The 26,771-nt window shown below is 28.0% G+C and carries 37 protein-coding genes; 26 read left to right on the top strand and 11 right to left on the bottom strand.

What is annotated here, in order from left to right; genetic code table 11:
- Position 1: 1 nt before the first annotated feature.
- Genes ACTT9R_RS02435 through ACTT9R_RS02395 form a run of 9 tightly spaced genes read left to right on the top strand, consistent with a single transcriptional unit; the run spans position 2 to position 6,034 of the window.
- The gene (locus ACTT9R_RS02435; RefSeq protein ID WP_440926481.1) at positions 2-1,087 is read left to right on the top strand and encodes a mechanosensitive ion channel family protein; all 1,086 of its coding nucleotides are present in this window, start codon (positions 2-4) and stop codon (positions 1,085-1,087) included.
- Positions 1,084-1,374: a YggT family protein gene (locus tag ACTT9R_RS02430; RefSeq protein WP_023854572.1), complete on the top strand. Its 291-nt coding sequence runs from the start codon at positions 1,084-1,086 to the stop codon at positions 1,372-1,374. The genes ACTT9R_RS02435 and ACTT9R_RS02430 overlap by 4 nt, the downstream gene beginning before the upstream one ends.
- A gap of 9 nt (positions 1,375-1,383) precedes the next feature.
- The gene (locus ACTT9R_RS02425) at positions 1,384-2,229 is read left to right on the top strand and encodes a bifunctional 5,10-methylenetetrahydrofolate dehydrogenase/5,10-methenyltetrahydrofolate cyclohydrolase (RefSeq protein ID WP_440926480.1); all 846 of its coding nucleotides are present in this window, start codon (positions 1,384-1,386) and stop codon (positions 2,227-2,229) included.
- A gap of 16 nt (positions 2,230-2,245) precedes the next feature.
- Positions 2,246-2,923 (top strand): FkbM family methyltransferase, encoded by a 678-nt coding sequence (locus tag ACTT9R_RS02420; protein WP_440926479.1) that lies wholly within the window; start codon positions 2,246-2,248, stop codon positions 2,921-2,923.
- A gap of 30 nt (positions 2,924-2,953) precedes the next feature.
- Positions 2,954-3,157 (top strand): hypothetical protein, encoded by a 204-nt coding sequence (locus ACTT9R_RS02415; protein WP_440926478.1) that lies wholly within the window; start codon positions 2,954-2,956, stop codon positions 3,155-3,157.
- Between the two features lie 3 nt (positions 3,158-3,160).
- A complete protein-coding gene (locus tag ACTT9R_RS02410; protein WP_440926477.1) occupies positions 3,161-3,436 on the top strand; it encodes an SHOCT domain-containing protein in 276 nt (91 codons plus the stop codon).
- Positions 3,437-3,447: 11 nt separating this feature from the next.
- On the top strand, positions 3,448-4,320 hold the full coding sequence (locus ACTT9R_RS02405; protein ID WP_440926476.1) for an alpha/beta hydrolase: 873 nt from the start codon (positions 3,448-3,450) through the stop codon (positions 4,318-4,320).
- Complete coding sequence (locus tag ACTT9R_RS02400) at positions 4,313-5,104, top strand: TauD/TfdA dioxygenase family protein (protein ID WP_440926475.1); 792 nt, start codon at positions 4,313-4,315, stop codon at positions 5,102-5,104. Before ACTT9R_RS02405 ends, ACTT9R_RS02400 begins: the two co-directional genes overlap by 8 nt.
- 3 nt (positions 5,105-5,107) lie before the next feature.
- Entirely contained in the window at positions 5,108-6,034 is a 927-nt protein-coding gene (locus ACTT9R_RS02395) for an AEC family transporter (protein WP_440926474.1), read from the top strand.
- On the opposite strand, the gene ACTT9R_RS02390 is transcribed toward ACTT9R_RS02395, so the two are convergent.
- Genes ACTT9R_RS02390 through ACTT9R_RS02380 form a run of 3 tightly spaced genes read right to left on the bottom strand, consistent with a single transcriptional unit; the run spans position 6,029 to position 8,793 of the window.
- The gene (locus ACTT9R_RS02390; RefSeq protein ID WP_440926473.1) at positions 6,029-7,012 is read right to left on the bottom strand and encodes an MBL fold metallo-hydrolase; all 984 of its coding nucleotides are present in this window, start codon (positions 7,010-7,012) and stop codon (positions 6,029-6,031) included. The two genes, ACTT9R_RS02395 and ACTT9R_RS02390, sit on opposite strands and share 6 nt — an antisense overlap.
- A gap of 1 nt (position 7,013) precedes the next feature.
- Positions 7,014-8,108 (bottom strand): PQQ-dependent sugar dehydrogenase, encoded by a 1,095-nt coding sequence (locus ACTT9R_RS02385; protein ID WP_440926472.1) that lies wholly within the window; start codon positions 8,106-8,108, stop codon positions 7,014-7,016.
- Positions 8,083-8,793 (bottom strand): SDR family NAD(P)-dependent oxidoreductase, encoded by a 711-nt coding sequence (locus tag ACTT9R_RS02380; RefSeq protein WP_440926471.1) that lies wholly within the window; start codon positions 8,791-8,793, stop codon positions 8,083-8,085. Before ACTT9R_RS02380 ends, ACTT9R_RS02385 begins: the two co-directional genes overlap by 26 nt.
- Positions 8,794-8,820: 27 nt before the next feature.
- Between ACTT9R_RS02380 and ACTT9R_RS02375 the strand changes: the two genes are divergently transcribed.
- From ACTT9R_RS02375 to ACTT9R_RS02345, 7 genes are read left to right on the top strand one after another with little or no spacing between them, the layout of a single operon-like run.
- Positions 8,821-10,314, top strand: coding sequence for a cryptochrome/photolyase family protein (locus ACTT9R_RS02375; protein WP_440926470.1), 1,494 nt, complete (start codon positions 8,821-8,823; stop codon positions 10,312-10,314).
- A complete protein-coding gene (locus tag ACTT9R_RS02370) occupies positions 10,311-10,442 on the top strand; it encodes a DUF2256 domain-containing protein (RefSeq protein WP_440926469.1) in 132 nt (43 codons plus the stop codon). Before ACTT9R_RS02375 ends, ACTT9R_RS02370 begins: the two co-directional genes overlap by 4 nt.
- Before the next feature lie 2 nt (positions 10,443-10,444).
- Positions 10,445-11,869, top strand: a complete 1,425-nt coding sequence (locus tag ACTT9R_RS02365; RefSeq protein ID WP_440926468.1) for a CRTAC1 family protein — start codon at positions 10,445-10,447, stop codon at positions 11,867-11,869.
- Positions 11,866-12,555 (top strand): hypothetical protein, encoded by a 690-nt coding sequence (locus ACTT9R_RS02360; RefSeq protein WP_440926467.1) that lies wholly within the window; start codon positions 11,866-11,868, stop codon positions 12,553-12,555. Before ACTT9R_RS02365 ends, ACTT9R_RS02360 begins: the two co-directional genes overlap by 4 nt.
- A 10-nt stretch (positions 12,556-12,565) precedes the next feature.
- Positions 12,566-13,312: a CDP-alcohol phosphatidyltransferase family protein gene (locus ACTT9R_RS02355; protein ID WP_440926466.1), complete on the top strand. Its 747-nt coding sequence runs from the start codon at positions 12,566-12,568 to the stop codon at positions 13,310-13,312.
- Between the two features lie 51 nt (positions 13,313-13,363).
- A complete protein-coding gene (locus tag ACTT9R_RS02350; protein WP_440926465.1) occupies positions 13,364-14,083 on the top strand; it encodes a type 1 glutamine amidotransferase in 720 nt (239 codons plus the stop codon).
- The gene (locus ACTT9R_RS02345; protein WP_440908485.1) at positions 14,080-14,301 is read left to right on the top strand and encodes a hypothetical protein; all 222 of its coding nucleotides are present in this window, start codon (positions 14,080-14,082) and stop codon (positions 14,299-14,301) included. Before ACTT9R_RS02350 ends, ACTT9R_RS02345 begins: the two co-directional genes overlap by 4 nt.
- On the opposite strand, the gene ACTT9R_RS02340 is transcribed toward ACTT9R_RS02345, so the two are convergent.
- The 3 genes from ACTT9R_RS02340 to ACTT9R_RS02330 are packed head-to-tail and all read right to left on the bottom strand — an operon-like array spanning position 14,298 to position 16,282.
- A complete protein-coding gene (locus ACTT9R_RS02340) occupies positions 14,298-15,437 on the bottom strand; it encodes an FAD-binding domain-containing protein (RefSeq protein ID WP_440926464.1) in 1,140 nt (379 codons plus the stop codon). The genes ACTT9R_RS02345 and ACTT9R_RS02340 overlap by 4 nt on opposite strands.
- Positions 15,438-15,443: 6 nt before the next feature.
- Entirely contained in the window at positions 15,444-15,824 is a 381-nt protein-coding gene (locus tag ACTT9R_RS02335; RefSeq protein ID WP_440926463.1) for a phosphate-starvation-inducible protein PsiE, read from the bottom strand.
- Positions 15,824-16,282, bottom strand: a complete 459-nt coding sequence (locus tag ACTT9R_RS02330; protein WP_440926462.1) for a hypothetical protein — start codon at positions 16,280-16,282, stop codon at positions 15,824-15,826. Before ACTT9R_RS02330 ends, ACTT9R_RS02335 begins: the two co-directional genes overlap by 1 nt.
- Before the next feature lie 94 nt (positions 16,283-16,376).
- Between ACTT9R_RS02330 and ACTT9R_RS02325 the strand changes: the two genes are divergently transcribed.
- Complete coding sequence (locus ACTT9R_RS02325) at positions 16,377-17,081, top strand: FkbM family methyltransferase (protein ID WP_440926461.1); 705 nt, start codon at positions 16,377-16,379, stop codon at positions 17,079-17,081.
- Between the two features lies 1 nt (position 17,082).
- On the opposite strand, the gene ACTT9R_RS02320 is transcribed toward ACTT9R_RS02325, so the two are convergent.
- Genes ACTT9R_RS02320 through ACTT9R_RS02310 form a run of 3 tightly spaced genes read right to left on the bottom strand, consistent with a single transcriptional unit; the run spans position 17,083 to position 19,812 of the window.
- Positions 17,083-18,270, bottom strand: a complete 1,188-nt coding sequence (locus ACTT9R_RS02320) for an argininosuccinate synthase (protein ID WP_440926460.1) — start codon at positions 18,268-18,270, stop codon at positions 17,083-17,085.
- 4 nt (positions 18,271-18,274) lie between these two features.
- Positions 18,275-18,787, bottom strand: a complete 513-nt coding sequence (locus ACTT9R_RS02315; protein WP_440926459.1) for an invasion associated locus B family protein — start codon at positions 18,785-18,787, stop codon at positions 18,275-18,277.
- Positions 18,778-19,812, bottom strand: coding sequence for an aldo/keto reductase (locus ACTT9R_RS02310; protein ID WP_440926458.1), 1,035 nt, complete (start codon positions 19,810-19,812; stop codon positions 18,778-18,780). The genes ACTT9R_RS02315 and ACTT9R_RS02310 overlap by 10 nt, the downstream gene beginning before the upstream one ends.
- A 79-nt stretch (positions 19,813-19,891) precedes the next feature.
- Here ACTT9R_RS02310 and ACTT9R_RS02305 point away from each other — a divergent pair, with 79 nt between their 5' ends.
- Positions 19,892-20,653: a Bax inhibitor-1/YccA family protein gene (locus ACTT9R_RS02305; protein WP_440926457.1), complete on the top strand. Its 762-nt coding sequence runs from the start codon at positions 19,892-19,894 to the stop codon at positions 20,651-20,653.
- Positions 20,654-20,655: 2 nt separating this feature from the next.
- Here the strand turns inward: ACTT9R_RS02305 and ACTT9R_RS02300 are convergent, their stop codons facing one another.
- Both ACTT9R_RS02300 and ACTT9R_RS02295 read right to left on the bottom strand, forming a co-directional pair.
- Positions 20,656-21,000, bottom strand: coding sequence for a DUF2794 domain-containing protein (locus ACTT9R_RS02300; RefSeq protein WP_440926456.1), 345 nt, complete (start codon positions 20,998-21,000; stop codon positions 20,656-20,658).
- A complete protein-coding gene (locus ACTT9R_RS02295) occupies positions 20,993-21,544 on the bottom strand; it encodes a septation protein A (RefSeq protein WP_440926455.1) in 552 nt (183 codons plus the stop codon). Before ACTT9R_RS02295 ends, ACTT9R_RS02300 begins: the two co-directional genes overlap by 8 nt.
- Before the next feature lie 87 nt (positions 21,545-21,631).
- Between ACTT9R_RS02295 and hspQ the strand changes: the two genes are divergently transcribed.
- The 8 genes from hspQ to ACTT9R_RS02255 all read left to right on the top strand — a co-directional run bounded on the left by hspQ (position 21,632) and on the right by ACTT9R_RS02255 (position 26,763).
- The gene (gene hspQ / locus ACTT9R_RS02290; protein WP_440926454.1) at positions 21,632-21,952 is read left to right on the top strand and encodes a heat shock protein HspQ; all 321 of its coding nucleotides are present in this window, start codon (positions 21,632-21,634) and stop codon (positions 21,950-21,952) included.
- Positions 21,953-22,131: 179 nt separating this feature from the next.
- Positions 22,132-22,839 carry a heme ABC transporter permease CcmC gene (gene ccmC, locus ACTT9R_RS02285; protein WP_440926453.1) on the top strand — a complete coding sequence of 236 codons (708 nt, stop codon included), beginning with the start codon at positions 22,132-22,134 and terminating at the stop codon, positions 22,837-22,839.
- A complete protein-coding gene (locus tag ACTT9R_RS02280) occupies positions 22,836-23,063 on the top strand; it encodes a heme exporter protein CcmD (RefSeq protein WP_440926452.1) in 228 nt (75 codons plus the stop codon). Before ccmC ends, ACTT9R_RS02280 begins: the two co-directional genes overlap by 4 nt.
- Positions 23,064-23,073: 10 nt before the next feature.
- Entirely contained in the window at positions 23,074-23,493 is a 420-nt protein-coding gene (gene ccmE, locus ACTT9R_RS02275; protein ID WP_440926451.1) for a cytochrome c maturation protein CcmE, read from the top strand.
- 1 nt (position 23,494) lies between these two features.
- Complete coding sequence (locus ACTT9R_RS02270; protein WP_440926450.1) at positions 23,495-25,369, top strand: heme lyase CcmF/NrfE family subunit; 1,875 nt, start codon at positions 23,495-23,497, stop codon at positions 25,367-25,369.
- Positions 25,366-25,884, top strand: coding sequence for a DsbE family thiol:disulfide interchange protein (locus ACTT9R_RS02265; RefSeq protein WP_440926449.1), 519 nt, complete (start codon positions 25,366-25,368; stop codon positions 25,882-25,884). Before ACTT9R_RS02270 ends, ACTT9R_RS02265 begins: the two co-directional genes overlap by 4 nt.
- Positions 25,881-26,246 (top strand): cytochrome c-type biogenesis protein, encoded by a 366-nt coding sequence (locus ACTT9R_RS02260; protein ID WP_440926448.1) that lies wholly within the window; start codon positions 25,881-25,883, stop codon positions 26,244-26,246. Before ACTT9R_RS02265 ends, ACTT9R_RS02260 begins: the two co-directional genes overlap by 4 nt.
- A 16-nt stretch (positions 26,247-26,262) precedes the next feature.
- Positions 26,263-26,763: an acyloxyacyl hydrolase gene (locus ACTT9R_RS02255; protein ID WP_440926447.1), complete on the top strand. Its 501-nt coding sequence runs from the start codon at positions 26,263-26,265 to the stop codon at positions 26,761-26,763.
- The last annotated feature ends 8 nt before the right edge of the window (positions 26,764-26,771 follow it).

Here is a 26,771-nt window from a genome sequence, read left to right as displayed (position 1 = left end):
AATGGAATTAATTAATAATTTTTCGGAAATATTTTTATCAGTATGGAATAAAGGAATTCTTGGTGTTGATATCTTTCAAATCTTAATTGGTATTGGAATATTTTTACTATTCTTAATTTTTAGAGGTCTAATAAGTAAATTAGTTATTAAAAAATTAGAAATTATCTCGAAAAGAACAACGAATAAATTAGATGATACTTTTGTTCAATCACTTGTAGGTCCAGCAAGATTTTTACCAATTGTATTAGGATTTTTTATTGCAAGCTACTACATGACTTTCTCACTAGAAGGAAGAGAAGTGGTAGATACAATTAATAGAACTTTGATCACTATTTTAATTTTTTGGGTAATTCATCAAATCATAGAACCAATTTCATACATACTAAGTGGTTTAGACAAATTGTTAACAAGAGAACTTATTGGCTGGATAATTAAATCGCTAAAAATTTTAATTTTTATTTTAGGTTTAGCAGCAGTTTTAGAATTGTGGGGAATTAAAATAGGTCCAATCATTGCAGGTCTTGGATTGTTTGGTGTTGCTGTAGCATTAGGAGCACAAGATTTATTTAAAAATTTAATATCAGGAATTTTAGTTTTAGTTGAAAAGAGATTTAAAATTGGAGACTGGATAGCTGTTGAGGGTATTATTGAAGGTGTAGTAGAAAAGATTGGATTTAGATCAACAACGATTAGAAAGTTTGACAAATCTCTTGCTATTATCCCAAATTTTCAATTTGCCGAAAACGCAGTTGTAAATGTAAGTGAAACTTCAAATTGGTTAATTAGTTGGATTATTACACTTCAATATGACACTACCGTAGATCAGTTAAAAAAAATTAGAGATGAAATCGAAAGTCATATTAATTCAAGCGAAGATTATAACACTTCAATTGGTGTTGCGGTAAGAGTTGATAAATTTTCTGATAGTTCCATAGACATGTATGTAAGATGCTTTACAAAAACAGGAAGTTGGAATAATTGGCTTGATGTAAAAGAAAGATTAGCAATTGCGATTAAACAAATTGTAGAAAAAAATGGTGCTTCATTTGCTTTCCCAAGTCAGTCGATCTACGTTGAGAAAAAATGATAGCTATTTTTTATTTAGTTTTACAAATTTTAAAATTGTATTCTTATGTTGTAATCGCCAATGTTATTGTAAGTTGGTTAATAGCTTTTAACGTTCTTAATACTCAAAATAGGTTTGTGTATGCAATTTTAGAGTTGAGTTACAAATTAACCGAGCCTTTCCTGAATAAAATTAGACGTTTTTTGCCAAATTTAGGTTCACTAGATATTTCTCCAATCATTCTTCTTTTATTGATTTGGTTTATCGAAATGTGTATGAAGCTGTACATTGCACCAATGATTTTTTAAAAGAGAAATATGATTTTAATTGATGGAAAAAAAGCAGCTGCAGAATTAAGAGCAGAGTTAAAGGAAGAAGTTGCAGAGTTAAAATCAAAACATAACAAGGTACCAGGTTTAACAGTTATACTTATTGGTGATTTAACACCTAGTCAGATTTATGTAAGAAATAAAGAGAAGTCAGCAAATGAGGTAGGATTAAAATCTGAAGTTATTAAATATTCAGACTCAGTTGAAGAAAAGACTGTTCTAGAAAAAATTCAAGAGCTAAATAGTGATGAAACTGTTTCAGGAATTTTAGTTCAACTTCCTTTACCTAAGCATATTGATAAGCAGAAGGTTATAGAAGCTATTGATCCCTCAAAAGACGTAGATGGATTTCATCCAATGAATGTAGGCAATCTTTCATCTGGTTATGAAAGTTCGATACCTTGTACTCCGCTTGGATGTTATTTGTTGATAAAAAAAATTGAACCTAATTTAAGTGGTAAAAAAGCTGTGGTTGTGGGTAGATCAAATTTAAATGGTAAACCAATGACACAACTTCTTTTAAAAGAAAATTGTACCGTAACTATAACTCATTCAAAAACTAAAGATTTAAAAGCTGAATGTTTAGAGGCAGATATAATTGTTGCGGCTGTAGGTATACCCGAGCTTGTTAGGGGAGATTGGGTTAAGAAAAATGCTATTGTTATTGATGTTGGTATAAATAAAACTGACAAAGGCATAGTTGGTGACGTTCATTTTGATGAAGTTTCAAAAAATGCAAAAGCACTTACACCAGTTCCAGGAGGTGTAGGTCCAATGACAATTGCTTGTTTGCTTAAAAATACGATCGACTGTTTTAAAAGATCACAATTATAATATTTGACATTATTTAATGTTAAGCAATCTTAAAAAAAAAATTCATATATTTCATAATATTTATTTAAAACATAAACACTTTATTAAAAAAAAATCTTATTCAATGGATGGTGAAGATATTTTTATAGTTGAATATTTTAGAAAAAAAAATAATGGTTTTTATATAGATGTAGGTTGTTATCACCCAATACATAGAAACAATACTTATCTTTTACATAAAAAAGGATGGTCAGGTATTAATATAGATATTCATCGGTTTAGTATTGATTTATTTAATTATTTAAGACCAGATGATGTTAACTTAAATTGTGCAATTTCAAATAAAAACGAAGTGACTGAAATGTTCTATCAAAAAGAGTTAAGTCAAATTAGTACAATTGAAAAGCAGCAAGCCAAAATAGCTTTTCAAGGCAATATTAAAAAATCTAAAATTCAATCTTTAACATTAGATGCTCTTTTGGAAAAAATAAATTTTACTGATAAAAAATTAGACTTACTGGACATAGATGTTGAGGGTGCTGATTTAAAAGTACTAAAAGGATTTAATATTGAAAAATTTAAACCAGAATTAATTTGTGTAGAGATTCATGAAAAGGATATAAAAAATAGCGAGATATACAAATATTTGAGTAATTTTAGTTATGAACTAGTCTGGTCAGGTGTATTTAGTCACATCTTTAAATCTAAATCTTAATCTTCAAGATAATATTGATAAGTTAGTATTATGAGAAAACCTAAAAGACCCTATAGATTTGGAATAATTTTTTTGCTTCTTACAGTTCCACCTATTGGTGCAACTCAGCTAGGTTGGTATTTGCATGACAAGCAAACTGGTTTTGATTATGGTATGATTGTAGGTACTGTATCAGTAATATACGCTGCATATTTAATGTATGAAAAAAATTGGCGTGAAGAAGATGAAGATTAAATTATGGAAAAAATAATTTTTTTTGGATTGGTTATTCCTATTATGGCTTATGTTTTATACTTAGGTGGAATGGCAATTATGAATGGTTTTAAGTCTAAGGAAGCTAATAGAGCTGAGAAAGAGGAAGCTGAAAGTGAGGGTAGGGATACAAGCGAGACTTCTGATGAACAAAGCAGCAATTTAAGTGATGAACTTACTAAATTGAATGATTTAAAAGAAAAAGGAATTATTTCTCAAGAGGAATTTGAAAAGGCGAAAAATAAACTATTAAATAATTAAATAGTTTAATCATGTTTAATGGTTTCAAAAAAAAATTTGTTAAGGTAAACAAGGGTAAAATATTTTGTAGATTTAAAGGTAATGGTCCTCCTTTATTACTACTTCACGGATATCCACAATCACATGTAATGTGGCACAAGACTGCCCCTGAACTTAGTAAATATTTCACAGTAATAGTTGCTGATCTTAGAGGATACGGGGACAGTTTGGTTTTGCCTGGTGGAATTAATCATAAAAATTATTCTAAAAGAGAAATGGCTAAAGATATGGTACAATTGATGAGTAAATTAAATTTTAAAAAATTTTTTGTTGCAGGACATGATAGAGGTGGGCGAGTTGCACACAGAATGGCAAGAGATTATAGAAATAAAATTATGGCATTAAGTGTATTAGATATTTGTCCAACTCTAGATATGTATGAGCATACAGATATGAAATTTGCAAAAGGATATTTTCATTGGTTTTATTTAATACAGCCCGCACCTTTACCAGAGAAAATGATAATGGCAGACCCTAAAAGATGGTTACATAGTCGGTTTAACAGGTCATCTAAACGTGCGATCGGAAGAGTTGAAGATGAATATTTTAGAGCCTTTAAACAAAGTAAAAGAATTCATGCAACATGTGAAGATTATAGAGCTGCGGCGACTATAGACTTAGAGCACGATAAAAAAGATAGAAATAAAAAATTAAATATTCCTATCCAAGTTTTGTGGGGAAAAAAAGGAGTAGTTGGAAAGCAATTTAATTCAATTAAAATTTGGCAAAAATATACAAATAAAAAAATTTATGGTGCAGAAATTAATTCAGATCATTTCATTCCAGAGGAAAGTCCTAAACAAACTATAAATCACTTAAAAAAATTTTTTCTCAAAAATGTTTAAAATAATTCCAAATAAAAAAAATATTGGAGCAGAAATAATTGTAAACTTAAAAGATATTTCAAATAAAGATATTTCAAAAATCAAAAAAGCACTGAATAAATATGGAATGTTATATTTTAAGGAACAGAAATTAACTTCTAAACTTTATATTAAGTTTGCAAAATATTTTGGAAATTTAGCCAACTATCCAAGACTAAAAGGTTTAAATAAAAAATTTCCTCAAATTACAGTAGTGCAAAGAAAATCAACAGATAAAGGCCCAAGTTTTGGTGAACAATTCCATACAGACTCCATTTATACAAACAAGCCACCAAGATTTACAATGTTGCTTTCAAAACTTGTGCCAAAAAAAGGAAAGGCCAATACAGAATTTTGTTCTCAATATCTTGCTTACAAAGAATTACCAAATTCAATAAAAAAAAAATTTAAAAATATTAAAGGTAAATATTCCTCTGAGGGTCCGATTTCGGTTACAACAAAAGAAAGAGTAAAAGAAAAGGGAAAAAATATTAAAGAACTTAGATCTTCACATAAAATAATTAGAAAAGTCAGTACAAATTATTCAATTTATTGTAGCCCAGGACATTTTGTTGGTTTTAGTGCAAAAATAAAAAATCAAGAAAAGTTCAAAAAATTTTTATTTAATCATCAAATAAAGAAGAAGTTTCAATTTTCATTGCCTTGGGAAAAAAATCAATTGGCTATATGGGATAATAGATCTATGCTTCATCAGGCAACACCCTTTAAGGGAAATAGAATAATGCATAGAATAACAATCAAATAATTTATGTTCACAATTTTTTTAGGACTAACTCCATTTATATTTATTACTTTTTTAGGGTTTGTATTTGGTAAGTTAAAAGTTTTAGACCTTAGTCATGCTAAAATTTTAAATCTTTTTTTGTTCTATATTGCAGTTCCGGCATTGATAATTAAACTAATAGCACAAAATGAAATTGGACAAGTAGATTTCAAACAAATTTTCTCTTATTTAATCATGCAATCGATATGTGGAATTATCGCTTACTTAATTACTTCAAAATATTTTAAAAGATCAATCCCAGAGTCAATTATTTGGGCTTTAACAGTTGCATTATCAAACCATGTGACTTTGCTTTTGCCAATAACAGAAATATATTTTCAACAAGATGTAATTACACAAGTTGCAAGTATCATATTAATGGATGGAATAATTTTATTATCTGTAATTGCTTTTTTTCTCGAATTATCTACAAAAAAAAATGTAAATTTATTTAATTTTATTAAAAATTTATTTTTAAACCCATTTATTCTTTCAATAATTATAGGTCTATTATTTTTATTATTAAATTTTAATATTGATCAAACACCGATTGAATACACTTTGTATAAACTTGCAGCATGTGTTTCACCAGTTGGATTGTTTGCAATTGGCATAACTCTTTCATTTTATACTAAAAATGTAATTAACAAATTATCTGTTTCTATTTCAGTTTTAAAATTAGTCATTTCCCCAATTATTTTAATGTTAATTGGATTAGTGTTTTTTAATATAGGATTGCCTGCTGAAATACCAGGTGCTTTCTTTGTGAGTGTTGCACCTTGTGGAGTTACTTCTATAGTTTTATGTGCCGCTTATAATGTAAGTCCCGAAAATATAATAAAAGCAATTTTTGTATCTACTATTGCATCTATAGGGACTATATTTTTTGCAATTGAGTATTTAACTTTATAATAATTTATCTAGAGGACTAACTTCTCCAATTTTAAAAATAATTGCATTTTCTTTATTAAAACCATATTTTTCAGCACTATTTTTAAATCTAATTGGGGGTTCCATAATTGGCTCCAATGACAAAACAAATGTTCCCCAATGCATCCCTAATACTTTTTTACTTTTTAGGTCTTGTGCAACATTCAGGGCTTCTTCTGGTGTAGTATGATAAATAGTTTTATCAAACATTGGTTTGAAATTATAAGCCCCAATATTAATCATTGTCAGATCTATAGGACCATATTTTTCACCTAGTTCTTTGTAGACTTTCCCATATCCAGTGTCACATGCAAATAAAATTTTTTTATTTTTATATTCTATTAAAAAATTACCCCACAAAGTTTTATTAGTGTCTGTTAAACTTCTCTTTGACCAATGAACTGCAGGAAGTAAAGAAATTTTCAAATCTTCATTTATAATTATTTGATCATACCAATCCATTTCATTTACATCTTTATATCCTTTAAAATATTTACCAAGATTTAGTGGTGCTAATACTTTTGCACTTTTAAAAGGAAAATTTCTAATTGTTGACATGTCCTGATGATCGTAATGATTATGAGTTAGTAAAAATATATCCGTTTTAGGTATCTCATTTAATTTTATTGCAGGATCAGTAAATCTTTTTGGACCAAAGATTAGTGGTCCAGCATTCTTTGAAAATACAGGATCTGTTATAATTATAGTTGCACCTAATTTTATAAGATATGTCGCGTGACCTATCCAAGCAATATAATCATTGTCTTTATATTTTTCTAAATCAGCTAATACTTTTTGTTTTTCAATCACATGTTCTTTTGGATAAGTTAAATCAACTTTTTTTCTCAATTTACTGAAAGTTCTATAAGAAAATTTTCCTGACCTAGATATTATTACCGGAGATCCTTTTGGATTCCTGAAAGTACCATCAGGCAGATGATGATAAGGTCTTTCTTTCATATTATTTTTTTTTCTCCATTAACCATAAGCTATTTCCCGCAAGAAAATATATTTTTCCATTAACTGGGTGAACTTGTATGTCTCTTATTCTCCCAATTTTATCTTTAAAAACAATTGTTTCTTGAATGTTAGATAAATTTTGAAAGTTTAATTTTCTCATTGATTTATCTTTTAAAGAAGTAATGAGCGCTTCGCCATTCCATTCATTAAATTCTTTTCCATTATAAATAGTTATGGCACTTGCAGCTATTGAAGGTACCCAATATTGGATTGCTTTGGTAAAACCTGGTTTCCATTTAGGTCCAATCTTTGACCCTGAATAATTTGTTCCGCCCCAACCTAAAATTTTCCAACCATAATTTTCTCCTTTTTTTATTTCACCAAACCAATCACCACCTTTTGCACCATGGTTGCTAGCATAAATTTTTCCATCAAAATAGGAATGAGTTAGACCTTGAGGATTTCGAACACCGATTTGATAAATTTCTGGTAACCAATCTGATTTACCCTCGAATTTAGGGTTATCTGTTGGAATACTACCATCTAAGTGAATTCTGATAATACTTCCAGGATGGTTTGTTGGATCTTGAGCAATCATGCCTCCACCTCTTTCTCCAGTAGACGCAAAAAGATAATTATCTTTTATAGCTAATCTTGAACCGAAATGATAACCAGATTCTATAGGTGGTTCAGCTTGAAATATATTTTCAAAATCTAAATTTTTTCTATTTAATTTACCTTTTGCAATTGATGTACTAGTTTTCCAATTCCCTCTATTTTCTGAATAAGAAATCCATAAGTGATTATTATGGTAAATAACATCTAATAAACCTCCCTGTCCGTGAACAAAATAATTTAAGTTATGTTCAACTTCATAAACTTCTTCAGAAATAATATTTGCTATTTTTATTTTTCCAGTTTTTTCAGTGATAATAAGCTCTTCATTATTTATAAAAGACGATCCCCACGGCTCGTTTAAATCAACTAATTTTTTAAAAGTAAAATTTTCAGAAAAACTTTTTGATGAAAATAAAAAAAAGAAAAATATAGAAAAAAAATATTTGATCACTTTATGAAAGTTTAGATCTACCACCATCTACAGCAATTATTTGGCCTGTAATCCAAGAACTATCTTCTGTTAGTAAGAATTTAGCAAGAGCAGCAGAGTCTTTACCTTCACCTAACCTTTTAAGAGGATGTGCTTTTGCAATACCTTCAGCTATAGCAGTATTTTTTAACATTGGTTCTGCTATTTTAGATTTTGTTAAACTTGGTGCCACACAATTCACTCTTATGTTCGGAGCGAATTCTGCTGCAAGAGAAACCGTCAATCCTTCAACAGCAGCTTTTGCTGAAGCTATGATTGCATGATTGGTAAAACCTCTTTGAGCAGCAACAGTTGAAAATAATACTATTGAACCTTTATTTTTTTTTAAACTTTCCTGATATCCTTTAATAGCTTCTACAGCAGAATAAAGATTAAGTTTCATACATTTCTGAAAGTCTTGTTCATTTACCATTCTTAATGGTTTCAAATCAATTGAACCCACACAATACGCTAGGCCTTTAATTTCAGAAATATCTGATTTAACTTTTTCTATAAACCCATCCTCCAAAACATCTGCAACGGTATGTGTGCATCCAAGTTTTTCAGCGACAGAACTAAGTTCACTTTCATTTCTTCCAACTAAATGAATATTGTTTCCAGAGTTTTTTAATTGCTCCGCTAAACTTGATCCAATAGAACCTGTCGCACCAAAAACTACATATTTTTCTGACATAAAAAATTTTATTAGTTATATTTAACTATGAAGTTATTTTTTATACTTGGTAATCAATTATTTCCAACAAAATACCTAGACCGCTTCAAAAAAGACCACCTATTTTTTATGGCTGAAGATAAGGGTTTATGCACATATGAAAAGCATCATAAACAAAAAATTTTATTATTTTTATCTTCTATGCGTTCTTATGCAGATGGATTAAGAAAAAACAAATTTAAATTAGATTACTTTAAAATCGAAGATAAAGAATTTAATGAAGATTATTTAAAAAAATTAAAAAAAAAAATTACAGAAAAAAAAGTAAAAGAAATTTCTAGTTTTGAAGTAGAGGATAAATTTTTTGAAAAAAAAATTTCACAATTTTTAAAAAAAGAAAAAATACACTGGAATGTTATTCAAACCCCCATGTTTTTAAATTCAAGAGTTGAATTTAAAAAATATTTATCAAAATCTAAAAAACCTTTTATGGCAACTTTCTATAAGGATGTTAGAAAAAAATCTGGAATATTGATGGGTTCTGATGGTAATCCAGTTGGAGGTAAATGGAGCTTTGATGAAGATAATAGAAATAAATTACCTAAAAATATTTCAATTCCTAAATTTCCAAAAATAAATGAAACCAGTCACACAAAAAAATTAAAGCCTATTATTGAAAAGGAATTTAAAAATCACCCAGGGAGTACAAATAATTTTTGGTTTGCAACGGAATATGAAGATGTAGTTAAACTATTGAATTTTTTTATAAAAGAAAAATCTAATCTTTTTGGTGATTATGAGGATGCAGTTGATCAAAAAGATAATATCTTGTTCCATAGTGCATTAAGTCCTTACATAAATTTAGGTTTAATAACCCCTGAATTTGTTGTCCAAAAAGTTTTAGACTTTCACAAGAAAAATAAAATTAGAATGAATTCTTTAGAGGGCTACATTCGTCAAGTGATTGGTTGGCGAGAATTTATGCGAGGAATTTATCAGTCATACTCTCAAGAAATGGAAACTGGAAATTTTTTCAAACAAAATAGAAAAATGAAAAATTCTTGGTACGATGGAACCACTGGTCTTCCACCTTTGGATTATGCAATTAAAAATGCCGTTAATCATGGTTGGTCCCATCACATTGAAAGGTTAATGATTTTATCAAACATTATGAACCTTTGTGAAATTAAGCCAACAATTGTTTACAAGTGGTTCATGGAAATGTTTGTAGACTCCTCAGATTGGGTAATGGTTCCTAATGTTTATGGAATGGGATTATTTAGTGACGGAGGAATTTTTGCAACTAAACCTTATATTTGTGGATCTGCATATTTTATGAAAATGATGGACTTTAAGAAAGGTGATTGGTGTAACACCATGGATGGTTTGTACTGGAGGTTCATCGATCGAAATAGAAAATTTTTTTTAAAAAATCCTCGTTTGTCGATGATGGTGAGGATTTTTGACAAAATGAAATCTGAGAGAAAAAAATTAATTTTATCAGAAGCCGATAAATTTATTAAACAAAATACCTTACAGTGAAAAAAGAAAATCTACCGTCCAAAATTTGTTTAGTTTGTAAAAGACCTTTTAAATGGAGAAAGAAATGGAAGTTGAGTTGGGATAAAGTCAAATATTGTTCAAAAAGGTGTTCTAATAAAAAAATCTAAATATGAATTTAAAAAAAATAATAATTTTATTAATTTTAATGATACCAAATATTGTTAATGCTGATTTTTTTGAGGATATAACTTATAAAATTTTAGATAACCCTAAAAGGCTTAGCTACGGAGTTTCAGTTGCAGATATTGATCAAAATGGAAAATATGAATTCATAGTCACAGGATTTGGCTATCCAAATTTGGCTTTAACACATGATAATGGAAAATTAATTAATATTGCTAATCAAAATGTATTTTCTGACGAATTTAGAAAAACCATTGGAGTTGCAGCATGTGATGTTGATAAAGACGGATATGAAGAAATATATTTTCTGAATACAGATACTTATAGTGGCACAAAAAAATATTCTGACAGACTCATAGATTTGGATGGAAATAAGTTTTTAGACATGTTCGAAATTGAAAAAAATAAAGAGGATTTAAATTTAACAGCAGGTAGGTCTGTCGCTTGTGTGGACAGAAAAGGTAATGGTGCCTATGGTCTATATGTTTCAAATTATGGAGGACCAACAAGATTTTATGAAATTGAGGATAAAAAGATTAAAGATAAATCAATTAATTTGAATTTAGATAAGGTCACTGGTGGGAGGGCAGTTGTTTCAGGACATATTTTAAGTGAAAGATCAGACATTTTTGCAGCAAATGAGAGAGGTGCAAACTTTCTTTTAAAAAATAATAATGGGGTTTTTGAAGACGTAGCGTTTGACTATCGAGTAGATGATGTAATTCAGAATGGAAGAGGAACTGCACTATCTGATATACTTTATCGTGGAAGGTTAGATATAATAAGCGGAAACTGGCAGGGTTATCACAGAGCTTACGTTTTACAAAATAATCAATTTAAAGACATAGGTAGTAGTAAGTTTGATAAACCTTCTAGAATTCGAACTATTATATCTGCTGATTTCGATAATGATGGTTATGATGAAGTCTTTATGAACAACATAGCCGAGCCTAACAAGTTATTTAGAATAAAAAAGAATGGAGTCTTTGAAGAAATAATACTGGAAACAGGCCTTGAGACAGATGGGTTTGGAACAGGTGCTGCGGTTGCTGACATTGATGATGATGGTATTTTAGAATTACTCGTATCCCGTGGAGAAAGTAAAGAACAACCATTAACCCTATATAAAGCAAAAGTTGATAACCAGAGAAAATATTTAAGAATTAAACCCATTAACAAATTTGGTGCTCCAGCAAGAGGTGCAACTGTTACATTAATTACTAATCAAAGAAAACACGCAAAAACTATTGATGCCGGATCAGGATATTTGTGTCAAATGGAGCCTGTGGCACATTATGGAATTAGAAAAAATGAAAAAGATTTTAAAGTAGAAGTCAAATGGACCGATGGTACTAAAAATTTAATAAATATAAATTCGTTAAATCAAGCTATCATTGTAAAACAAAAATGAAAAAAAATTTATTCAAACTCATCTTATTTTTTTTTATAATTTTTCAACTTGAGTCACTCGCAGAAGAAAAAAATTATCATAAAGAGTTAATTACTGATTGGTCTAGAATATTTCCAGATCAAAATAGAAATGCAGCTGGGCCAAAGTTTTTTAAATATATCATTGATAAAGAAATTACTTATAAAGATTTTAAAGAATATAATAAATTATATTGTGCAGTTTCTGGATCATTAATTGATCCTAATGGTGAACCAGATTTTATATTTGTTAAGGAGAGCAAAACAGAGAAGAAAATTTGTGGTGATTATTATAAGTGCTGTATACCTTGTTCTTGTGATATAATGAAATATTCCGAAGTTGAAAAAATGAAACACAAATTTTCGGATGGTTTGAATGAATTTTATGTGTTCACAATCAAGAATCCTTGTAAAAAAAAAGATTTTCCTGACAGAGTAAATAAAGATTACTTTTGTGATGGAGAAAAAATCAATAATGATCAAGTTTATAATCTAAATGGTCGAATAGTAATAGGTTTATTACATGAGGGAAGAAGCTGTAAAAAAGAAGAGTTAGATTTTGTAAAGAGTCATCAAGTAACTGGAAGATTTTGTGAACTACGAAATAGTACTCCATTAGATAGTTTAAAAACAGGAATGGGTGATATTTTTATTAAGCTAGCTAGGTAGTTAAGAACAAGTGAGTAAAGAAAAAAATTTTAAAAGACACATTTCATTTAAACAAGATAGATTTTTGGGCACTCTTGTGCATTTATTAACTGGTTTTGGGATTGTAGCAGGTTTTTTTTCTTTAATTTCTGTTTTGAATAATAATCAAAAAGATGCTTTTCTTTGGCTTGGACTTGCATTTTTAATTGATAGTATTGATGGAACGTTAGCAAGAAAATTTGATGTAAAAAAAAATTTACCTAATATTGATGGTAAAATGTTAGATAGCATAATTGATTTTTTTAATTATGTTATAATACCCTCTATAATGATTTACTGGTTTAACTATGTGCCAGATCAGTTTGTTGTGTTAATTCCTGTAATCTTGATTTTTATATCTATTTACTCTTATGTAAATTTGAACATTTTAACAAATGATAATTACTACAATGGTTTCCCCGCAATCTGGAATGTTATTGTTCTATATTTTTACATTTTTGAAACAAGCCAGAATTTTAATTTATTATTTTTAATTTTATTAATATTACTTAAATTTTCTCCATTAAAATGCATTCATCCTTTAAGAGTAAAAAAACTAAAATATTTATCAATTTTTTTTACAATTGTTTGGTTCATGATTTCAGTTTTATTAATTATAATAAAGGATTCAGATATAAACCCTGTTTATGAAATTTTTCTAATGTTCTTATGGGTTGTATCAAATATTTATTTTATTACGGTGAGTATATTTAAGACATTCACTAATCAAACTAGCTAGATAAATTTATTTAATTTGTTCAGTAAAGTGTTTTGAGTTAAGGTTGAATTAGTGAACATAATAGTATTACAGCATATTAAGATAGAAGATCCAGGATACATTAAAGATTTAATGTTAGCTGATGGATTTAACTTAATTACCATCGAGTTAGATGAAGGTGAAAGGATACCAGACGATTTAAGTAAATTTGATGGAATGTTTTGTATGGGGGGTCCAATGGATACCTATATGGAAAAAGAATATCCTTGGTTAATGGAAGAAAAAAAAGCAATTAAAGAATTTGTTGTTAATCTAAAGAAACCTTATTTAGGTTTTTGTTTAGGTTGTCAGCTTTTAGGAGAAGTAGTTGGTGGAAAAGTGGTTAAATCTAAACCAGCAGAAATAGGGATTATGGATATTAATTTCTCTAATGAAAAAGATGAAGATAAATTATTTTCAAAATTTCCTAATACAATTAAAAGTTTACAATGGCATTCTTATGAGGTTCAAGGTATTGAAAATAATAAAGATATAACTTTATTAGCCTCCTCCCCAATTACTAAATATCAAATTTTTAAATATCAAAACCATGCTTATGGTATTCAATTTCATATAGAAATTAAAGATACCACGGTCAATGAGTGGGGGTGTGTTCCGGAATACAAAAAAGCTTTGGAAGATCAGCTTGGTAATGGTGCATTAGAAAAGTTTGATCAATCTGCAAAAGATAACATGAAAGATATGAATAATTACTCTACGATCCTTTATGAAAATTATAAAAAACTTTTATGAATAATAAAATTTTTGAATGGGCAGGGGTTATAACTGCAATATTGTATTCTTTGTTTGTTGCTTTAAATATAGGCATAGAATTTTTCGGCTTTTGTCTACTGTTATTGTCAGCCATTCTAATTGGAATTTGGGCTTATAGAGGTGGTCATAAAGGAATTTTATTTTTGCAATTTTTTTATGCAACCGCTGGAATTATTGGGATGGTTCGTTGGTTTTAATTAAAACTTGAAACTATTTTGGGAATATAATTTTTAAAATTAAAAAAACCTTTGTTACAGTATTGCCAAGCCAATTGATCAAGTTTTCTATATAAAAAATCTATCTTTAAATTATTAGAATTTAAAAAATCTAAATTTTCACCTACTGTTGGATACAAACCGTAATAATTTTCAATATTTGTTAATTCACTTATATCTATAATTTGACAATCAATAGATTGATTTTTTAATCTTTGTTCTTGGTCTTCTATTAAATGAGATTTAAATTTCACTAATTTTTCACTGAGTTTTATTGCTCTATTTTCATTTTTATTAGAAACTAAGTAAATTTTCTTAAAGTTTTTTTCTTTAAAGTCAGTGATTTCAAACGAGAGATTATTTTCAAAAATTAATAGATTCTTATTCTCAATATTTTGTGGGTTTTTGAAATCCTTTTTAATTATTTGATAAGATTTTTCAGATACTTTTGGAGGAGCATTTTCATTTAATTTTATATTTTGAAATCTATTGTTCGTGAATTTTTTAATATTCCATTCACTTGCAAGGTAGTGTTTGCCCTGAGTTTGAACTCCAGCCACCCATCGCCATCCAAGAGTATTTGATGCTGCATCCCCATCATAAAGATGTTGCATAAAAAATTCCGCACCCAATTGCCAAGGTAATTCTAGAGTAAAAATCCATATACTAGCAAACCACATTCTCGTATGATTATGTAAATAATTATTTTCTTTTAGCTCGTTTACCCATTCATTAAAGCAATCTACTTTTGTTTTTCCTTCGATTGCTGAGATATAATCTTTATTATCTTTAAATTCATTTTTGACTTGATTTAATTCGATAAGATAATCAGCCCAAACATTCGGCCTAAGTTCTAACCAACCTTTCCAATAAGTTCGCCATAGAACTTCTTGAATAAACTTTTCGTTTTTTGAAAAAGAAAATTTACTTAGAGTTTTCTGAATGACTTCTTGTTCATTTATTATTCCATGAGTAATGTAAGGCGATAAGCAAGATATATTGTATCTTTTTTCAGGTCCAAAATCAAAATTTCTTAATTTTGAATATTCTCCAAGATTATTCTCAACAAAATTATTTAATTTATTTAAGGCCTTAGCCCTTGAAGCTTCAAATATCATTTAAAATTATTTTGATTTTTTTCTTTTAAGACCCAATTTGTCACTATGTCTTAATCTTAAAACAACAATTGCTCCAGCTATTAACAAAATAGCTACTGCTTCATAAACAAGAGCAGTAGGATCCATTTCTTTACCTTGTAGAATAATAAATCGTGCAAGGGCGGTAATTGCAATAAGAAGTGGTAGGGTAATACTAATAGATTGTTGGTTCCAAAAAACCCTAACCATTGCTAGTACCTCCAAATAAAGAAACATTAAAAGCAAATCTGCTAATGTAACAGATTGATTTAAGAACATGTTTTTCATTTCAATCCCAACAGCAATAACAGTACTAATTAAGATAATAACCATTAATGCTAACTGTAAGTTTTTTGCTATCTTATCCATTATTTATCTTTACTAAAAGGCAACCATTTTTCAATTGCAGATTTTAAGGGACCATCATAAGGGATTGAATAAGAGTTCGGGTTTGGACTTGTCAAAACCTCAATTCCTTTAGAAAATACGAATATAAATACTATTACAAAAACTATGACCATGATTTTAAACGGATCAAAATTTTTTGTTTGAAATACACTCGCAGACTTTTCTTCTGCTCTATGAAATTGTTTAAAAGTCGTATAGACAGCAAATATTAAACCAATATGAGCTAAAAAAAGTCCAGCCCATCCAAATGCGAAAGTTGTGTAAGAAAAAACATATAAACTAAAAACAGTAGTCCAAATAAAACTTAAAACTAAAAGAATTTGTAATCTGACTGTCTTAGGAAGTGCGCGTAGATCATTCTTGCTATCGTCAAATAAAATATTTGCTGCATCTTTCATCCAGTTTTTTATCGAATCCATATGTTAAAGTTATAAACTAGAGAATTTATAGCAATTGCTAATTTGTCTCAAAAAGATATTTTAATTAAATATTTAAAGAAAATTTCTTAATTTAATGACTAAAATTTCACCTAATAGTATTTTTTATAAATTTTATTTGTATTACAATTTATATTATAGAAATAAAGCTTACATAAAAAGAGCCAGTTATTCTCAGGATCAAGAAGATTTATTTATTAACGATTATTTTAAAAAAATTGATAATGGATTTTATTTAGATATAGGCTGCTATCATCCAATAAAATACAGTAATACTGCTTTGTTATACAATCGAGGATGGGAAGGAATTAATATTGATATGAATCAAACTTCTATTGACCTATTTAACATTTTTAGAAAAAAAGATAAAAATATATGTGCTGCTATTTCAAGTTCAAACAAAGAAGTAACACAATATATTGATCATTTATATAGTCCTGTAAACACAATAGAAAAAAATTTTTCTCAAGCAATCTCAAAGAGATTTCAAACAAAACCCTTTTCTAAAAAAAATATTTTTACAAGTACGTTTACTGAGATTGTAAAAAAATATGAAATTCAAATTACAAAAATTGATTTTTTAAATATTGATGTTGAGGGACATGATTATGAGGTCCTTAAGGGAATAGATTTATTAAATATAAAACCAAAGATTATTTGTATAGAAGTCGATAACCACGAAAAAAATTTAAATAATGAAAGGATTAAAAATCATTTAATTAAATTCAATTATAAAATAATTAAAAGAATTGGTCTTAATGCTCTTTTTGAAAAAAATTGATCTAATTTTTTAATTTTTTTTTATGAAAATTGATAAATCTTTCGACGTTATATTTATTAAATGATTTGTTTTCCTCAAATGAGACTTTTTTCATTGAATAGGCACTGCTATTAGTTAATCTTGATTGAATTGTAATATTTCCTTTATACAATTTAAGTTTAACTGAGCCATTAACTTTATTTCTTTTTAAATCTACAATTTTTTGAAGTTTAAATCTTTCTTTTGAATACCAATAACCATTGTAAATTAATTCAGCATATCTAGACATTATTTGATCTTTTTTATGCATAGTGTCTTTATCTAAAGTGACAGATTCAATTGCTCGATGAGCATTAATTAAAAGAGTTCCACCAGGTGTTTCATATACTCCTCTAGATTTTATACCTAAAAATCTATTCTCTACCAAGTCAACTCTTCCAATTCCATTTTTACCTGCAATGTCATTTAGCTTTTTTAGTAATTTAGCTGGAGACATTTTTTTTCCATTAATTCCACAAGGATCACCATTTTTAAAATTGATAGTTACAAACGATGGTTTGTTAGGCGCTTTTTCTGGAGAAACTGTTCGCTGAAAAATAAATTCAGGTGCAGAGTTTTTTGGATTTTCTAAAACCTTACCTTCAGTTGATGTATGAAATAAATTATCATCTACTGAAAAAGGAGGTGCACCTTTTTTATCTTTCGGTATAGCTATGCCATGTTTTTTTGCATAATTAATTAAGTCTGTTCTAGATTTTAGTTTCCAAATTCTCCATGGAGCTATGATTTTAATTTTAGGCCCAAAATAATGATAGCCTAATTCAAATCTAACTTGGTCATTACCTTTACCAGTTGCTCCATGCGAAACTGCATAGGCCTTAAATTTTTTAGCTACTCTTATTTGATCTTTTGCAATAAGAGGCCTTGCTATCGATGTACCTAGTAAGTAATTACCTTCATAGATCGCATGTCCTCTAATCATGGGATAAACATAATCTTTAACAAAAATATCTTTTAAATTTTTTATAATTATATTTTTAACACCAAATTTTTTTGCATTAGTAATAATTTTTTTTCTATCAATTTCTTGTCCTACATCTGCTGTGTAACAAATTACATCTGCATCATAATTTTCTTGAAGCCATTTTAAAATTATAGAGGTATCGAGCCCTCCAGAATAAGCTAGAACAATTTTTTTTTTTGATTTCATCGAATTAACTGCAAGCTTTTCTTGAAGCGTTATAAGCTTTAGTAAATCCTAGTAATGAGTAATGATCAATTGTTTGAGAACCTTGTTGATTGTAGCCAGTGATCATAATTCTAGATCCTTTTCTCATTTGTTTGATCATTTTTAATTCGATTTTATTGTCTGCAATCCATGCAAAACCCTGTTCTTTAATATCAAATTTAAATTTATTCTTCCCTGAAGCAGCTGTTACTGAATTATTTTTGTTGAATTCATAACCTGGGGTAACACTTACCTCATTTTTTATGTTGTCGTTTGGTCTGAATGCTACAAATAATTTTGCATCTCTTTTATTTGTTTTGGGTGCTTGTAAAATAGGCAGTGATTGAGCAAAGCATACTTTGCCATCAGCATCCATAACAACCATTGCTTCCCAATCTTTATATTTGCCAATTTTTTTAATTTCTTGTGCTGAAATTTGAGTAACACCACTTACAAAAAATATTCCTAAAAATATTGTAATTTTTTTAATTATGGACATGGATTTGGATAAATTGTTTGTACTTGGTTAATTTCTTTAATGACATCATCAGATAACTTTACATTTACACTTTCTATATTTGTTTTCAACTGCTCCATTGTAGTTGCTCCAATTATTACACTAGTCATAAAGTCTTGGATTTCACAAAATTTAATAGACATTTGACTCATATCTAGATCAAATTTTTCACTAATTTTGTAATAATGCTCAACAGCATCCTCAGTATTCGGCTTTCTATACCTTGTCCAAAAATCAAAATCTCTCTCCATTCTTGATCCTTTAGGAAAACTTTTGTTTCTATATTTTCCACTTAAATATCCACTTGCAAGTGGAGAGTAAGCTAAGCAGCCAATATTTTCTCTTATAGAAACTTCAGCTAATCCAATTTCGTAAGATCTGTTTAATAAGCTGTAAGGATTTTGAATTGACATCATCCTTGGTAATTTTTTGTCTTTAGATATTTGAAGATAATTAAAAACTCCCCACGGTGTTTCATTTGATAAACCAACATACCTTATTTTTCCCTGATCAATATATTTATCTAATTCTGTGAGAACATCTTCAAATTTATTCCATTCATTTTCCTTATGAACATAACCAAGTCTTCCGAAATTATTTACATTTCTTTCTGGCCAATGAAGTTGATATAAATCTATATAATCGGATTTAAGTCTTTTAAGACTGTCATTTAAAGCAGATTCTAAATTTGGACCTGTAAAACTATTTTCTCCACTTCTTAAATAATCTCTTGCTGGGCCAGCAACTTTTGTTGCAAGAACGACTTTGTCTCTTTTTTTAGTTTTTTCAAACCAGTTCCCAATAATTTCTTCTGTATCACCGTAGGTTTCTTTCCTAGGAGGCACTGCATATAATTCAGCAGTGTCCCAAAAGTTTACTCCTTGATCTAGAGCAAAATTCATTTGTTCAAATGCTTCAAGCTCAGTATTTTGCTCTCCCCACGTCATAGTACCGAGACAAATTGTACTCACTTTAATATCGGTATTACCTAAATTTTTGTAATTCATTTGAAATATTAAGTTAAAATTTTGTTAATCTTTTAAGGTATCTTGAATAATTAGTAAAAGAATATATATATTACATATTATGGAATTTGATAAAAACGGAATACTAAATAGATCAAAAGCAGAGCAAAAAACAGCTGTTATAACTGATGAAGGCTTAAGAGCCTATATGCTAAAAGTTTATAACTACATGGCAACAGGTATATTGCTTACTGGAATAGTAGCACTAATAACATTCAAAATGTCTGTTGTTACTAATGATGCGGGTTCAATCGTTGGTCTAACGCAGATGGGAAATGCGATTTATTTATCAGGTCTTAAATGGCTTGTAATGTTAGCTCCTCTAGGTATCGTTTTTTACATGAGTTTTGGAATTAATAAGATGAGTGCATCAAAAGCACAAACTACTTTTTGGGTTTTTGCAGCTCTGATGGGCCTATCTTTATCTTCAATATTATTAGTTTACACTGGAATGAGTGTGACTAGAGTTTTCTTCATAACATCTGCAACATTTGGAGCGATGAGTATCTACGGATACACAACTAAAAGAGATCTTACAAAGTTCGGATCCTTTTTAATGATGGGTCTAATTGGAATAATTATAGCTTCAATTGTTAATATCTTTTTAAAATCTTCTATGATGTATTTTGTTATTTCAATTCTAGGTGTTTTAATATTTGTTGGTTTAACAGCTTATGACACTCAAAAAATCAAAAATATGTATGTTGCTTCAGATTCAGGTGAATTAATAGGTAAGAAAGCTGTAATGGGCGCTTTAACTTTATATCTAGATTTTATCAATTTATTTATAATGTTATTAAGATTATTTGGGCAAAGAAGATAAATTTATTTTTGAAGTTTCTTCCAATTGGTATTTTTTAATAAAATTCTAAGATCGTGAGAATTTTTTAATATCTTACCAGTTGTATCAGTAATCAAATATTTAAGATTTTTATTTTTAGGCTTAAAATTTTTGCAAATTTTATAAAGAGCATTTTCAGTAGCATTTCTAAAAACACTAAACCCCACTTGTTTACTTGATATACTTAAACCATAATCTTTCCAAGACCCTTCAGAAACCATCTTAGCATATAAGTCTAATATAATTTTTAACTCATCTTTTTCAAAAAAGTGTTTTTCTTCAATTTTATTATGAGGATTATTTACTACTAATTTTAAATTACTATGCATCAATTTTATGTTTATTAATTAATGGTACTTGGAACCCTGTGAATATTATTGTTATTGGAAGCATTCCCCACACTTTAAAATTAACCCAAAATTCTTCTGTTTGTGTCCTCCAAATAAATTCATTTAATAAAGCAAGGCCAAAGAAAAAATACATCCATCGTTTATTAAGAATTTCCCATCCAATATTGGTTAGAGGAATAGATTTACCCATAATTTTTTTAAGAATAGGTTCATTGGTAAAATATTTTCCAAAAAATAATGCAAGAGCAAACATGATATTGATGATTGTGGGTTTTACATAAATAAATATAGGATCATTAAAGTAGATAGTTAATCCACCAAAAAAAGTAATTAAAATTCCACTCAACAAAGGCATTGGAGGAATTTTTTTTTCATAAAACCAAACCACTGCTAATGCAACTAAAGTTGCAACTATTAGTGGAGGTATTGCTACAGATAAATTTTTACCACTATTGTAATAAAAGAAAAAAAATATTGCTAAAGGACCGAAATCAGTAACAAATTTTAAAAAAGATTTATTCACCAAAAAGATATTAACATATTTGCCACATCACAAAACATTTATATTTTTAGCATTGATTTTTATTTCTAAATACCCATACTAAGATCAATGCCAGTTCAAAAAGCCAAATTTTCAATTGGAGACATAGTTAAGCATAAACACTTTGAATTTAGAGGTGTGATTTACGATGTTGATTTTGAATTTAATAATACTGAGGAATGGTATCAGTCTATTCCAAAAAATGTCAGACCAAGAAAAGATCAACCATTTTATCATCTATTAGCAGAAAACGATGAAATAACTTATGAAGCTTATGTTTCTGAGCAAAACTTGCTGATGGATGACTCTGATGAACCAATAAAACACCCTTTAATTGAAGAGATTTTTTCAGGGAAAAAAGGATCTAGTTATTTTAAGCTTTCTAATTAAGGCAACCATCATTCAACCACATTTAGCTCAAATCTAGGCCATACAAATTAGCTATATTTTTAGTATCTTCTGGTCAAGAGTGTTAAACGTTAATTTAAATCTTATTATCTCCCCTCTGCATTCTTGATCAGAAAACTATTTCATAATAGAAATCACCAAAAAAAATTCTAAATTAAAATATGTTTAAACTTTTTGAACCTAACAAGATTTTCAAAATCACGTCAAAAGCACCTAAGCACGTTTTATTTTTGTTTATTGTTGTATTGAGTGTTGGTTTAGTTGAAGCATTAGTCATATCGCCTGAAGATTACAAACAAAGTGATGCAGTTAGGATTATGTATGTTCATGTTCCTGCTGCTTGGATTTCACTTGGAATATTTTCTTCTATAACTTTGTTATCTATTTGTGGTTTTGTATTTAGAAACAAAAATTTTTTTTTAATCTCTAAGAGTTTAGCTCCCTCAGGATTTGTTTTTAATATTATTGCTTTAGTTACAGGATCAATTTGGGGAAAACCAACTTGGGGAACATGGTGGGCTTGGGATGCGAGAATTACATCAATGTTAATTTTAGCTTTGTTCTATGCAATGTATTTAATTGTATGGAGAATTTATGATAAAGAAGAAAAAGTCTACAAGATCTCAACTTTTATAACTATTTTAGGAATTATTAATGTTCCAATTATAAAGTACTCAGTTGATTGGTGGAATACACTCCATCAACCTGCATCTATTAATATTTTGTCGAAAAGCTCAATTCATTCATCAATGCTTTACCCATTATTAATAATGACTGCGGCATTTGCTCTTTTTTCATTGTTAATTTTCTTAATGAAATATAATACAGAACTGATAAAAATTAAAAATAAAGGCTTAGATAGATTATGATAAATGAATTACTTTTTATGAATGGATATGCAGCGTATGTGTTATCTGCATTTAGCTTTACCTTATTAAGTTTCTTAGGTTTATATTTGGTAACTAAAATGCAATTTGTTAAAGAACAAAACAAATTTGTTGCTAAATTTGGATCTCTTACTACTGAGCAAGCTAATTCTGCAAAATTACAAAGAATAAATAAAGAAATTTTAGCAAACGTAACAAATAATTAACTTTCAAACCATGTATGGTCGAAAAGTTAAATTAAGATTTCTGTTTATAATCATAATCTTAATTACTTTAATTTTAACAACATTTTTGATTTTAAAATCATTAGAGGAAAATGTTGTATATTTTCAATCACCTTCTGAAATAAAATCACTTACTGAAATTGATAAAAGCAAAATAAGAGTTGGAGGCATGGTTAAAAAAAATTCTATTTCTATAAATTCAAATGAAGTTAACTTTATAATTACAGACTTTAAAAATGAAATAAATGTTACTTATTCGGGTGCAGTACCAAATTTATTTGCCGAAGGAAAAGGGGTTGTTGCAGAGGGTTTTTTAAAAGATAGAAACTTTTTCTCTGCAACAAAAATTTTAGCAAAGCATGATGAAAATTATATGCCACCGGAAGTGAAAGAAGCATTGGGAGAAAAATAAATTGATTTATAGTCTTGTTGGATACTATTCATTAATAATAGGATTGATTATTGGATTATCGTTATTTTATTTTTCATATAAAAATTTTAATAACTCAAACATATTAGATACTAAAATATTATCATTTACATTTTTACAATTATTTTTTGTTGTTATTAGTTTTTTGTGTTTAATTTTTTCTTTTGTTGTTTCTGATTTTAGTAATGAAACAGTATTTAATAATTCTCACACTACTAAACCATTATTTTATAAAATCAGTGGAACTTGGGGAAATCATGAAGGTAGTTTATTATTATGGTTACTTGTTTTAACGTTATTTATTTTCTTATTTTTAGTAAGAACCAAAAATCAACCAGTAAAATACAAAATTTTAACTCTAGTTTTTCAACAAATAATAATAATTGGTTTCTTTTTATTTTTAATAAAAACATCTAATCCATTTAATTATATTTTTCCAATACCTGCTGAAGGTCTTGGATTAAATCCAATTTTACAAGATCCAGCTTTAGCAATTCATCCACCTATTTTGTATTTAGGCTATGTTGGTTCTTCAATTATTTTTTCATCAGTTTTGGCAGCAACAAGTTTAAAAATTATTTCTACTAGTTGGGCATCACATATAAAAAAATGGATCTTAATTTCGTGGATATTTTTAACTTTAGGAATACTGCTTGGATCGATTTGGGCTTATTACGAATTGGGTTGGGGAGGTTTTTGGTTTTGGGATCCAGTTGAGAATGTTTCTTTAATGCCGTGGCTTGCATTAACCATTCTTTTACATTGTATTTTAGTATTAGAAAAAAAATCTATTTTAACTTCATGGGTAATAATTCTTTCTATTGCAACATTTACATTAAGTATGTGTGGAACATTTTTAGTAAGATCAGGAATATTAAATTCAGTCCATACATTTGCTAATGATCCTGAAAGAGGTTTATTTATTCTTGTTTTTTTATTCATTTTGATTTTTTTATCTATTTTAATTTTTTTCTTTTTTCATAAAGATAATGACAGAAAATCTTATAGTTTTTTTTGGCTTAGCAAAGAAACTGCAATATTAATTAATAACTGGTTTATGATGTATTTCTTATCAGTTGTATTAATAGGTACCGTTTATCCAATTTTTTTAGATGTAGTTTCTTCTCAAAAAATATCTGTCGGACCACCATTTTATCATAAATTGATAATCCCCTTTTTAATTCCATTTTTACTTATGATGGCGCTTGGTCCAAAATTAAAATGGATCAAATCTCAACTAGAAGACAAAATATATTTAGTTTCTTTTTTGATTATCTCAATTTTATTAGCATTTTTAGTTCTAAAAAATTTTAATCAAAATGTTTTAATAAATACAATTTTGATATCGAGTGCTCTTTATTTATTCTTTATGACGCTGAGAGATTTTTTTGCGAAAAAAAATAAAAATATTTCACAAAATATTGCTCATTTTGGTTTTAGTTTACTAATCCTAAGTATTTTGTTTAACAATTTATTTGCAACTGAAATTATAACAAATCTTAAGGTTGGTGAAACTTTTGAAAATTCAAAAACAAAGATTGTATTTGAAAGTGTTGATAAGAAAAAAGAACAAAATTATAATGCTATTATTGCAAATTTTTTCATAAGTAATCAGAATGGTGAAGAAAATAGACTTTCGCCAGAGTTAAGAATTTATAATCAACCTGTAATTGCCACAAGTGAAGCAGATATTAAAACAACTCTTATGTCAGACAAATTTATTGTAATTAATCTGGTTCAAAATCAAGATTTTTTTAACGTTAGATATCAAGTTAAACCATTTATGTTATGGATTTGGTTGTCAGTAATTCTAATATCTTTTGGGGGAATTGTTAGCTTTTTACAAAAAAGATCATGAAAAATAAAATATTACCTTTTTCAGTTATTATTATTTTTGGAATAATATTTTTTATTTTTTATAAAGGTTTAGAAGACTCAAAAATATACACTCCGGATGTTAATACAAAAAAAGAGATACCAGTGTTTAATACTAAAGAATTTTTTTCTAAAGAAAATGTGAAATCATCAAGTATCTTTGAGTTAGATAAGGTTTATTTATTAAATATTTGGTCATCTTGGTGTGTACCATGTCGACAAGAGCATCCTCTTTTGATGAATTTAAATTTAGAGAATAAATTAAATATTATTGGGATGAATTATAAAGATAATTTAAAAAATGCGAAAAATTTTTTAAAAGAGCTAGGAAACCCTTATAAAGAAATTTTTATTGATTTAGATGGTACAATTGCAATTGAGTGGGGAGCTTATGGAGTTCCTGAATCATTTTTAATTTATAATAATCAAATTATTAAAAAATATATTGGGCCTCTTAACCAAGAATTAGTTAATGAAATTAATTTATTGATAAAATGAACATATTAAGATTTTTTTTAATAGTTATTTTGTTTTATACATCTAGTGCGCTTAAAGCTAGTGAATTAGATAAAAGAAATAATATAACTAAAAACCTACGTTGTTTGGTTTGCCAAGGCCAGTCGATATACGATTCTGACTCTGAATTTGCAAATAGCTTGAAAATTTTAGTCGATAGAAAAATTGATGAAGGATTAACTGATGCTGAAATTTATGAATATTTTAAAAATAAGTATGGGGAATGGATATTGTATGATCCCAAATTAAATAAAAATACATATATTCTTTGGTTTATGCCTCTATTGATATTCCTTTTAGGTGGTGCAATAATCTTTAAAAAACTTAAAAAAAAACATAATTAATCTGATAATAAGAGTTATGAATATAAAAAAATTAAATATATTTTTTTTTACGATATTTTTTTGCACTAAAGTTTTAGCTGCAGAAAATAGCTCTCATCAATATAATTTTTTTACAGGAAATTTTGATTTCAGTGATGATAAACAGTCAGCACTCTTAGTTGGTTTTCAACATCAAAATGAAACTTTGGAAAGAAACACTTTTATTGGAAATATTTCTCCAATAACTGGAGGATTTATAACAGAAAATTCTGCAGTGTACGTTTATACTGGATTCGAATGGAACGTAGATATGGGAGCTTTAACTTTTACGCCAAGTTTTGCACCTGGACTTTATCATAAAGGTGACGGTAAAGATTTAGGTCATGTACTTGAATTTAAATCTGAAGTGCAACTATCTTACGAGCTTTCAAAAAGTTCTAGTTTGGGAATATCTTATAATCATGTATCTAATGCTAGTTTAGGAGACAAGAATCCTGGGGCAAATAGTTATATGTTTAATTATCTTAAAAACTTCTAAGAAACGAC

This window comes from Candidatus Pelagibacter sp. (assembly GCF_052049835.1).
In the GTDB taxonomy this organism is placed as follows: domain Bacteria; phylum Pseudomonadota; class Alphaproteobacteria; order Pelagibacterales; family Pelagibacteraceae; genus Pelagibacter.
The sequence above is the reverse complement of the archived record's forward strand: the minus strand, read 5'-3'. Positions and strand labels throughout refer to the sequence as shown.

Bases quoted from the DNA above. Each gene is read 5' to 3' on its own strand.
- ACTT9R_RS02435 (WP_440926481.1), top strand. From the start codon at position 2: ATGGAATTAATTAATAATTTTTCGGAAATATTTTTATCAGTATGGAAT.
- ACTT9R_RS02430 (WP_023854572.1), top strand. From the start codon at position 1,084: ATGATAGCTATTTTTTATTTAGTTTTACAAATTTTAAAATTGTATTCT.
- ACTT9R_RS02425 (WP_440926480.1), top strand. From the start codon at position 1,384: ATGATTTTAATTGATGGAAAAAAAGCAGCTGCAGAATTAAGAGCAGAG.
- ACTT9R_RS02420 (WP_440926479.1), top strand. From the start codon at position 2,246: ATGTTAAGCAATCTTAAAAAAAAAATTCATATATTTCATAATATTTAT.
- ACTT9R_RS02415 (WP_440926478.1), top strand. From the start codon at position 2,954: ATGAGAAAACCTAAAAGACCCTATAGATTTGGAATAATTTTTTTGCTT.
- ACTT9R_RS02410 (WP_440926477.1), top strand. From the start codon at position 3,161: ATGGAAAAAATAATTTTTTTTGGATTGGTTATTCCTATTATGGCTTAT.
- ACTT9R_RS02405 (WP_440926476.1), top strand. From the start codon at position 3,448: ATGTTTAATGGTTTCAAAAAAAAATTTGTTAAGGTAAACAAGGGTAAA.
- ACTT9R_RS02400 (WP_440926475.1), top strand. From the start codon at position 4,313: ATGTTTAAAATAATTCCAAATAAAAAAAATATTGGAGCAGAAATAATT.
- ACTT9R_RS02395 (WP_440926474.1), top strand. From the start codon at position 5,108: ATGTTCACAATTTTTTTAGGACTAACTCCATTTATATTTATTACTTTT.
- ACTT9R_RS02390 (WP_440926473.1), bottom strand. From the start codon at position 7,012: ATGAAAGAAAGACCTTATCATCATCTGCCTGATGGTACTTTCAGGAAT.
- ACTT9R_RS02385 (WP_440926472.1), bottom strand. From the start codon at position 8,108: ATGGTGGTAGATCTAAACTTTCATAAAGTGATCAAATATTTTTTTTCT.
- ACTT9R_RS02380 (WP_440926471.1), bottom strand. From the start codon at position 8,793: ATGTCAGAAAAATATGTAGTTTTTGGTGCGACAGGTTCTATTGGATCA.
- ACTT9R_RS02375 (WP_440926470.1), top strand. From the start codon at position 8,821: ATGAAGTTATTTTTTATACTTGGTAATCAATTATTTCCAACAAAATAC.
- ACTT9R_RS02365 (WP_440926468.1), top strand. From the start codon at position 10,445: ATGAATTTAAAAAAAATAATAATTTTATTAATTTTAATGATACCAAAT.
- ACTT9R_RS02360 (WP_440926467.1), top strand. From the start codon at position 11,866: ATGAAAAAAAATTTATTCAAACTCATCTTATTTTTTTTTATAATTTTT.
- ACTT9R_RS02345 (WP_440908485.1), top strand. From the start codon at position 14,080: ATGAATAATAAAATTTTTGAATGGGCAGGGGTTATAACTGCAATATTG.
- ACTT9R_RS02340 (WP_440926464.1), bottom strand. From the start codon at position 15,437: ATGATATTTGAAGCTTCAAGGGCTAAGGCCTTAAATAAATTAAATAAT.
- ACTT9R_RS02335 (WP_440926463.1), bottom strand. From the start codon at position 15,824: ATGGATAAGATAGCAAAAAACTTACAGTTAGCATTAATGGTTATTATC.
- ACTT9R_RS02330 (WP_440926462.1), bottom strand. From the start codon at position 16,282: ATGGATTCGATAAAAAACTGGATGAAAGATGCAGCAAATATTTTATTT.
- ACTT9R_RS02325 (WP_440926461.1), top strand. From the start codon at position 16,377: ATGACTAAAATTTCACCTAATAGTATTTTTTATAAATTTTATTTGTAT.
- ACTT9R_RS02320 (WP_440926460.1), bottom strand. From the start codon at position 18,270: ATGAAATCAAAAAAAAAAATTGTTCTAGCTTATTCTGGAGGGCTCGAT.
- ACTT9R_RS02315 (WP_440926459.1), bottom strand. From the start codon at position 18,787: ATGTCCATAATTAAAAAAATTACAATATTTTTAGGAATATTTTTTGTA.
- ACTT9R_RS02310 (WP_440926458.1), bottom strand. From the start codon at position 19,812: ATGAATTACAAAAATTTAGGTAATACCGATATTAAAGTGAGTACAATT.
- ACTT9R_RS02305 (WP_440926457.1), top strand. From the start codon at position 19,892: ATGGAATTTGATAAAAACGGAATACTAAATAGATCAAAAGCAGAGCAA.
- ACTT9R_RS02300 (WP_440926456.1), bottom strand. From the start codon at position 21,000: ATGCATAGTAATTTAAAATTAGTAGTAAATAATCCTCATAATAAAATT.
- hspQ (WP_440926454.1), top strand. From the start codon at position 21,632: ATGCCAGTTCAAAAAGCCAAATTTTCAATTGGAGACATAGTTAAGCAT.
- ccmC (WP_440926453.1), top strand. From the start codon at position 22,132: ATGTTTAAACTTTTTGAACCTAACAAGATTTTCAAAATCACGTCAAAA.
- ACTT9R_RS02280 (WP_440926452.1), top strand. From the start codon at position 22,836: ATGATAAATGAATTACTTTTTATGAATGGATATGCAGCGTATGTGTTA.
- ccmE (WP_440926451.1), top strand. From the start codon at position 23,074: ATGTATGGTCGAAAAGTTAAATTAAGATTTCTGTTTATAATCATAATC.
- ACTT9R_RS02265 (WP_440926449.1), top strand. From the start codon at position 25,366: ATGAAAAATAAAATATTACCTTTTTCAGTTATTATTATTTTTGGAATA.
- ACTT9R_RS02260 (WP_440926448.1), top strand. From the start codon at position 25,881: ATGAACATATTAAGATTTTTTTTAATAGTTATTTTGTTTTATACATCT.
- ACTT9R_RS02255 (WP_440926447.1), top strand. From the start codon at position 26,263: ATGAATATAAAAAAATTAAATATATTTTTTTTTACGATATTTTTTTGC.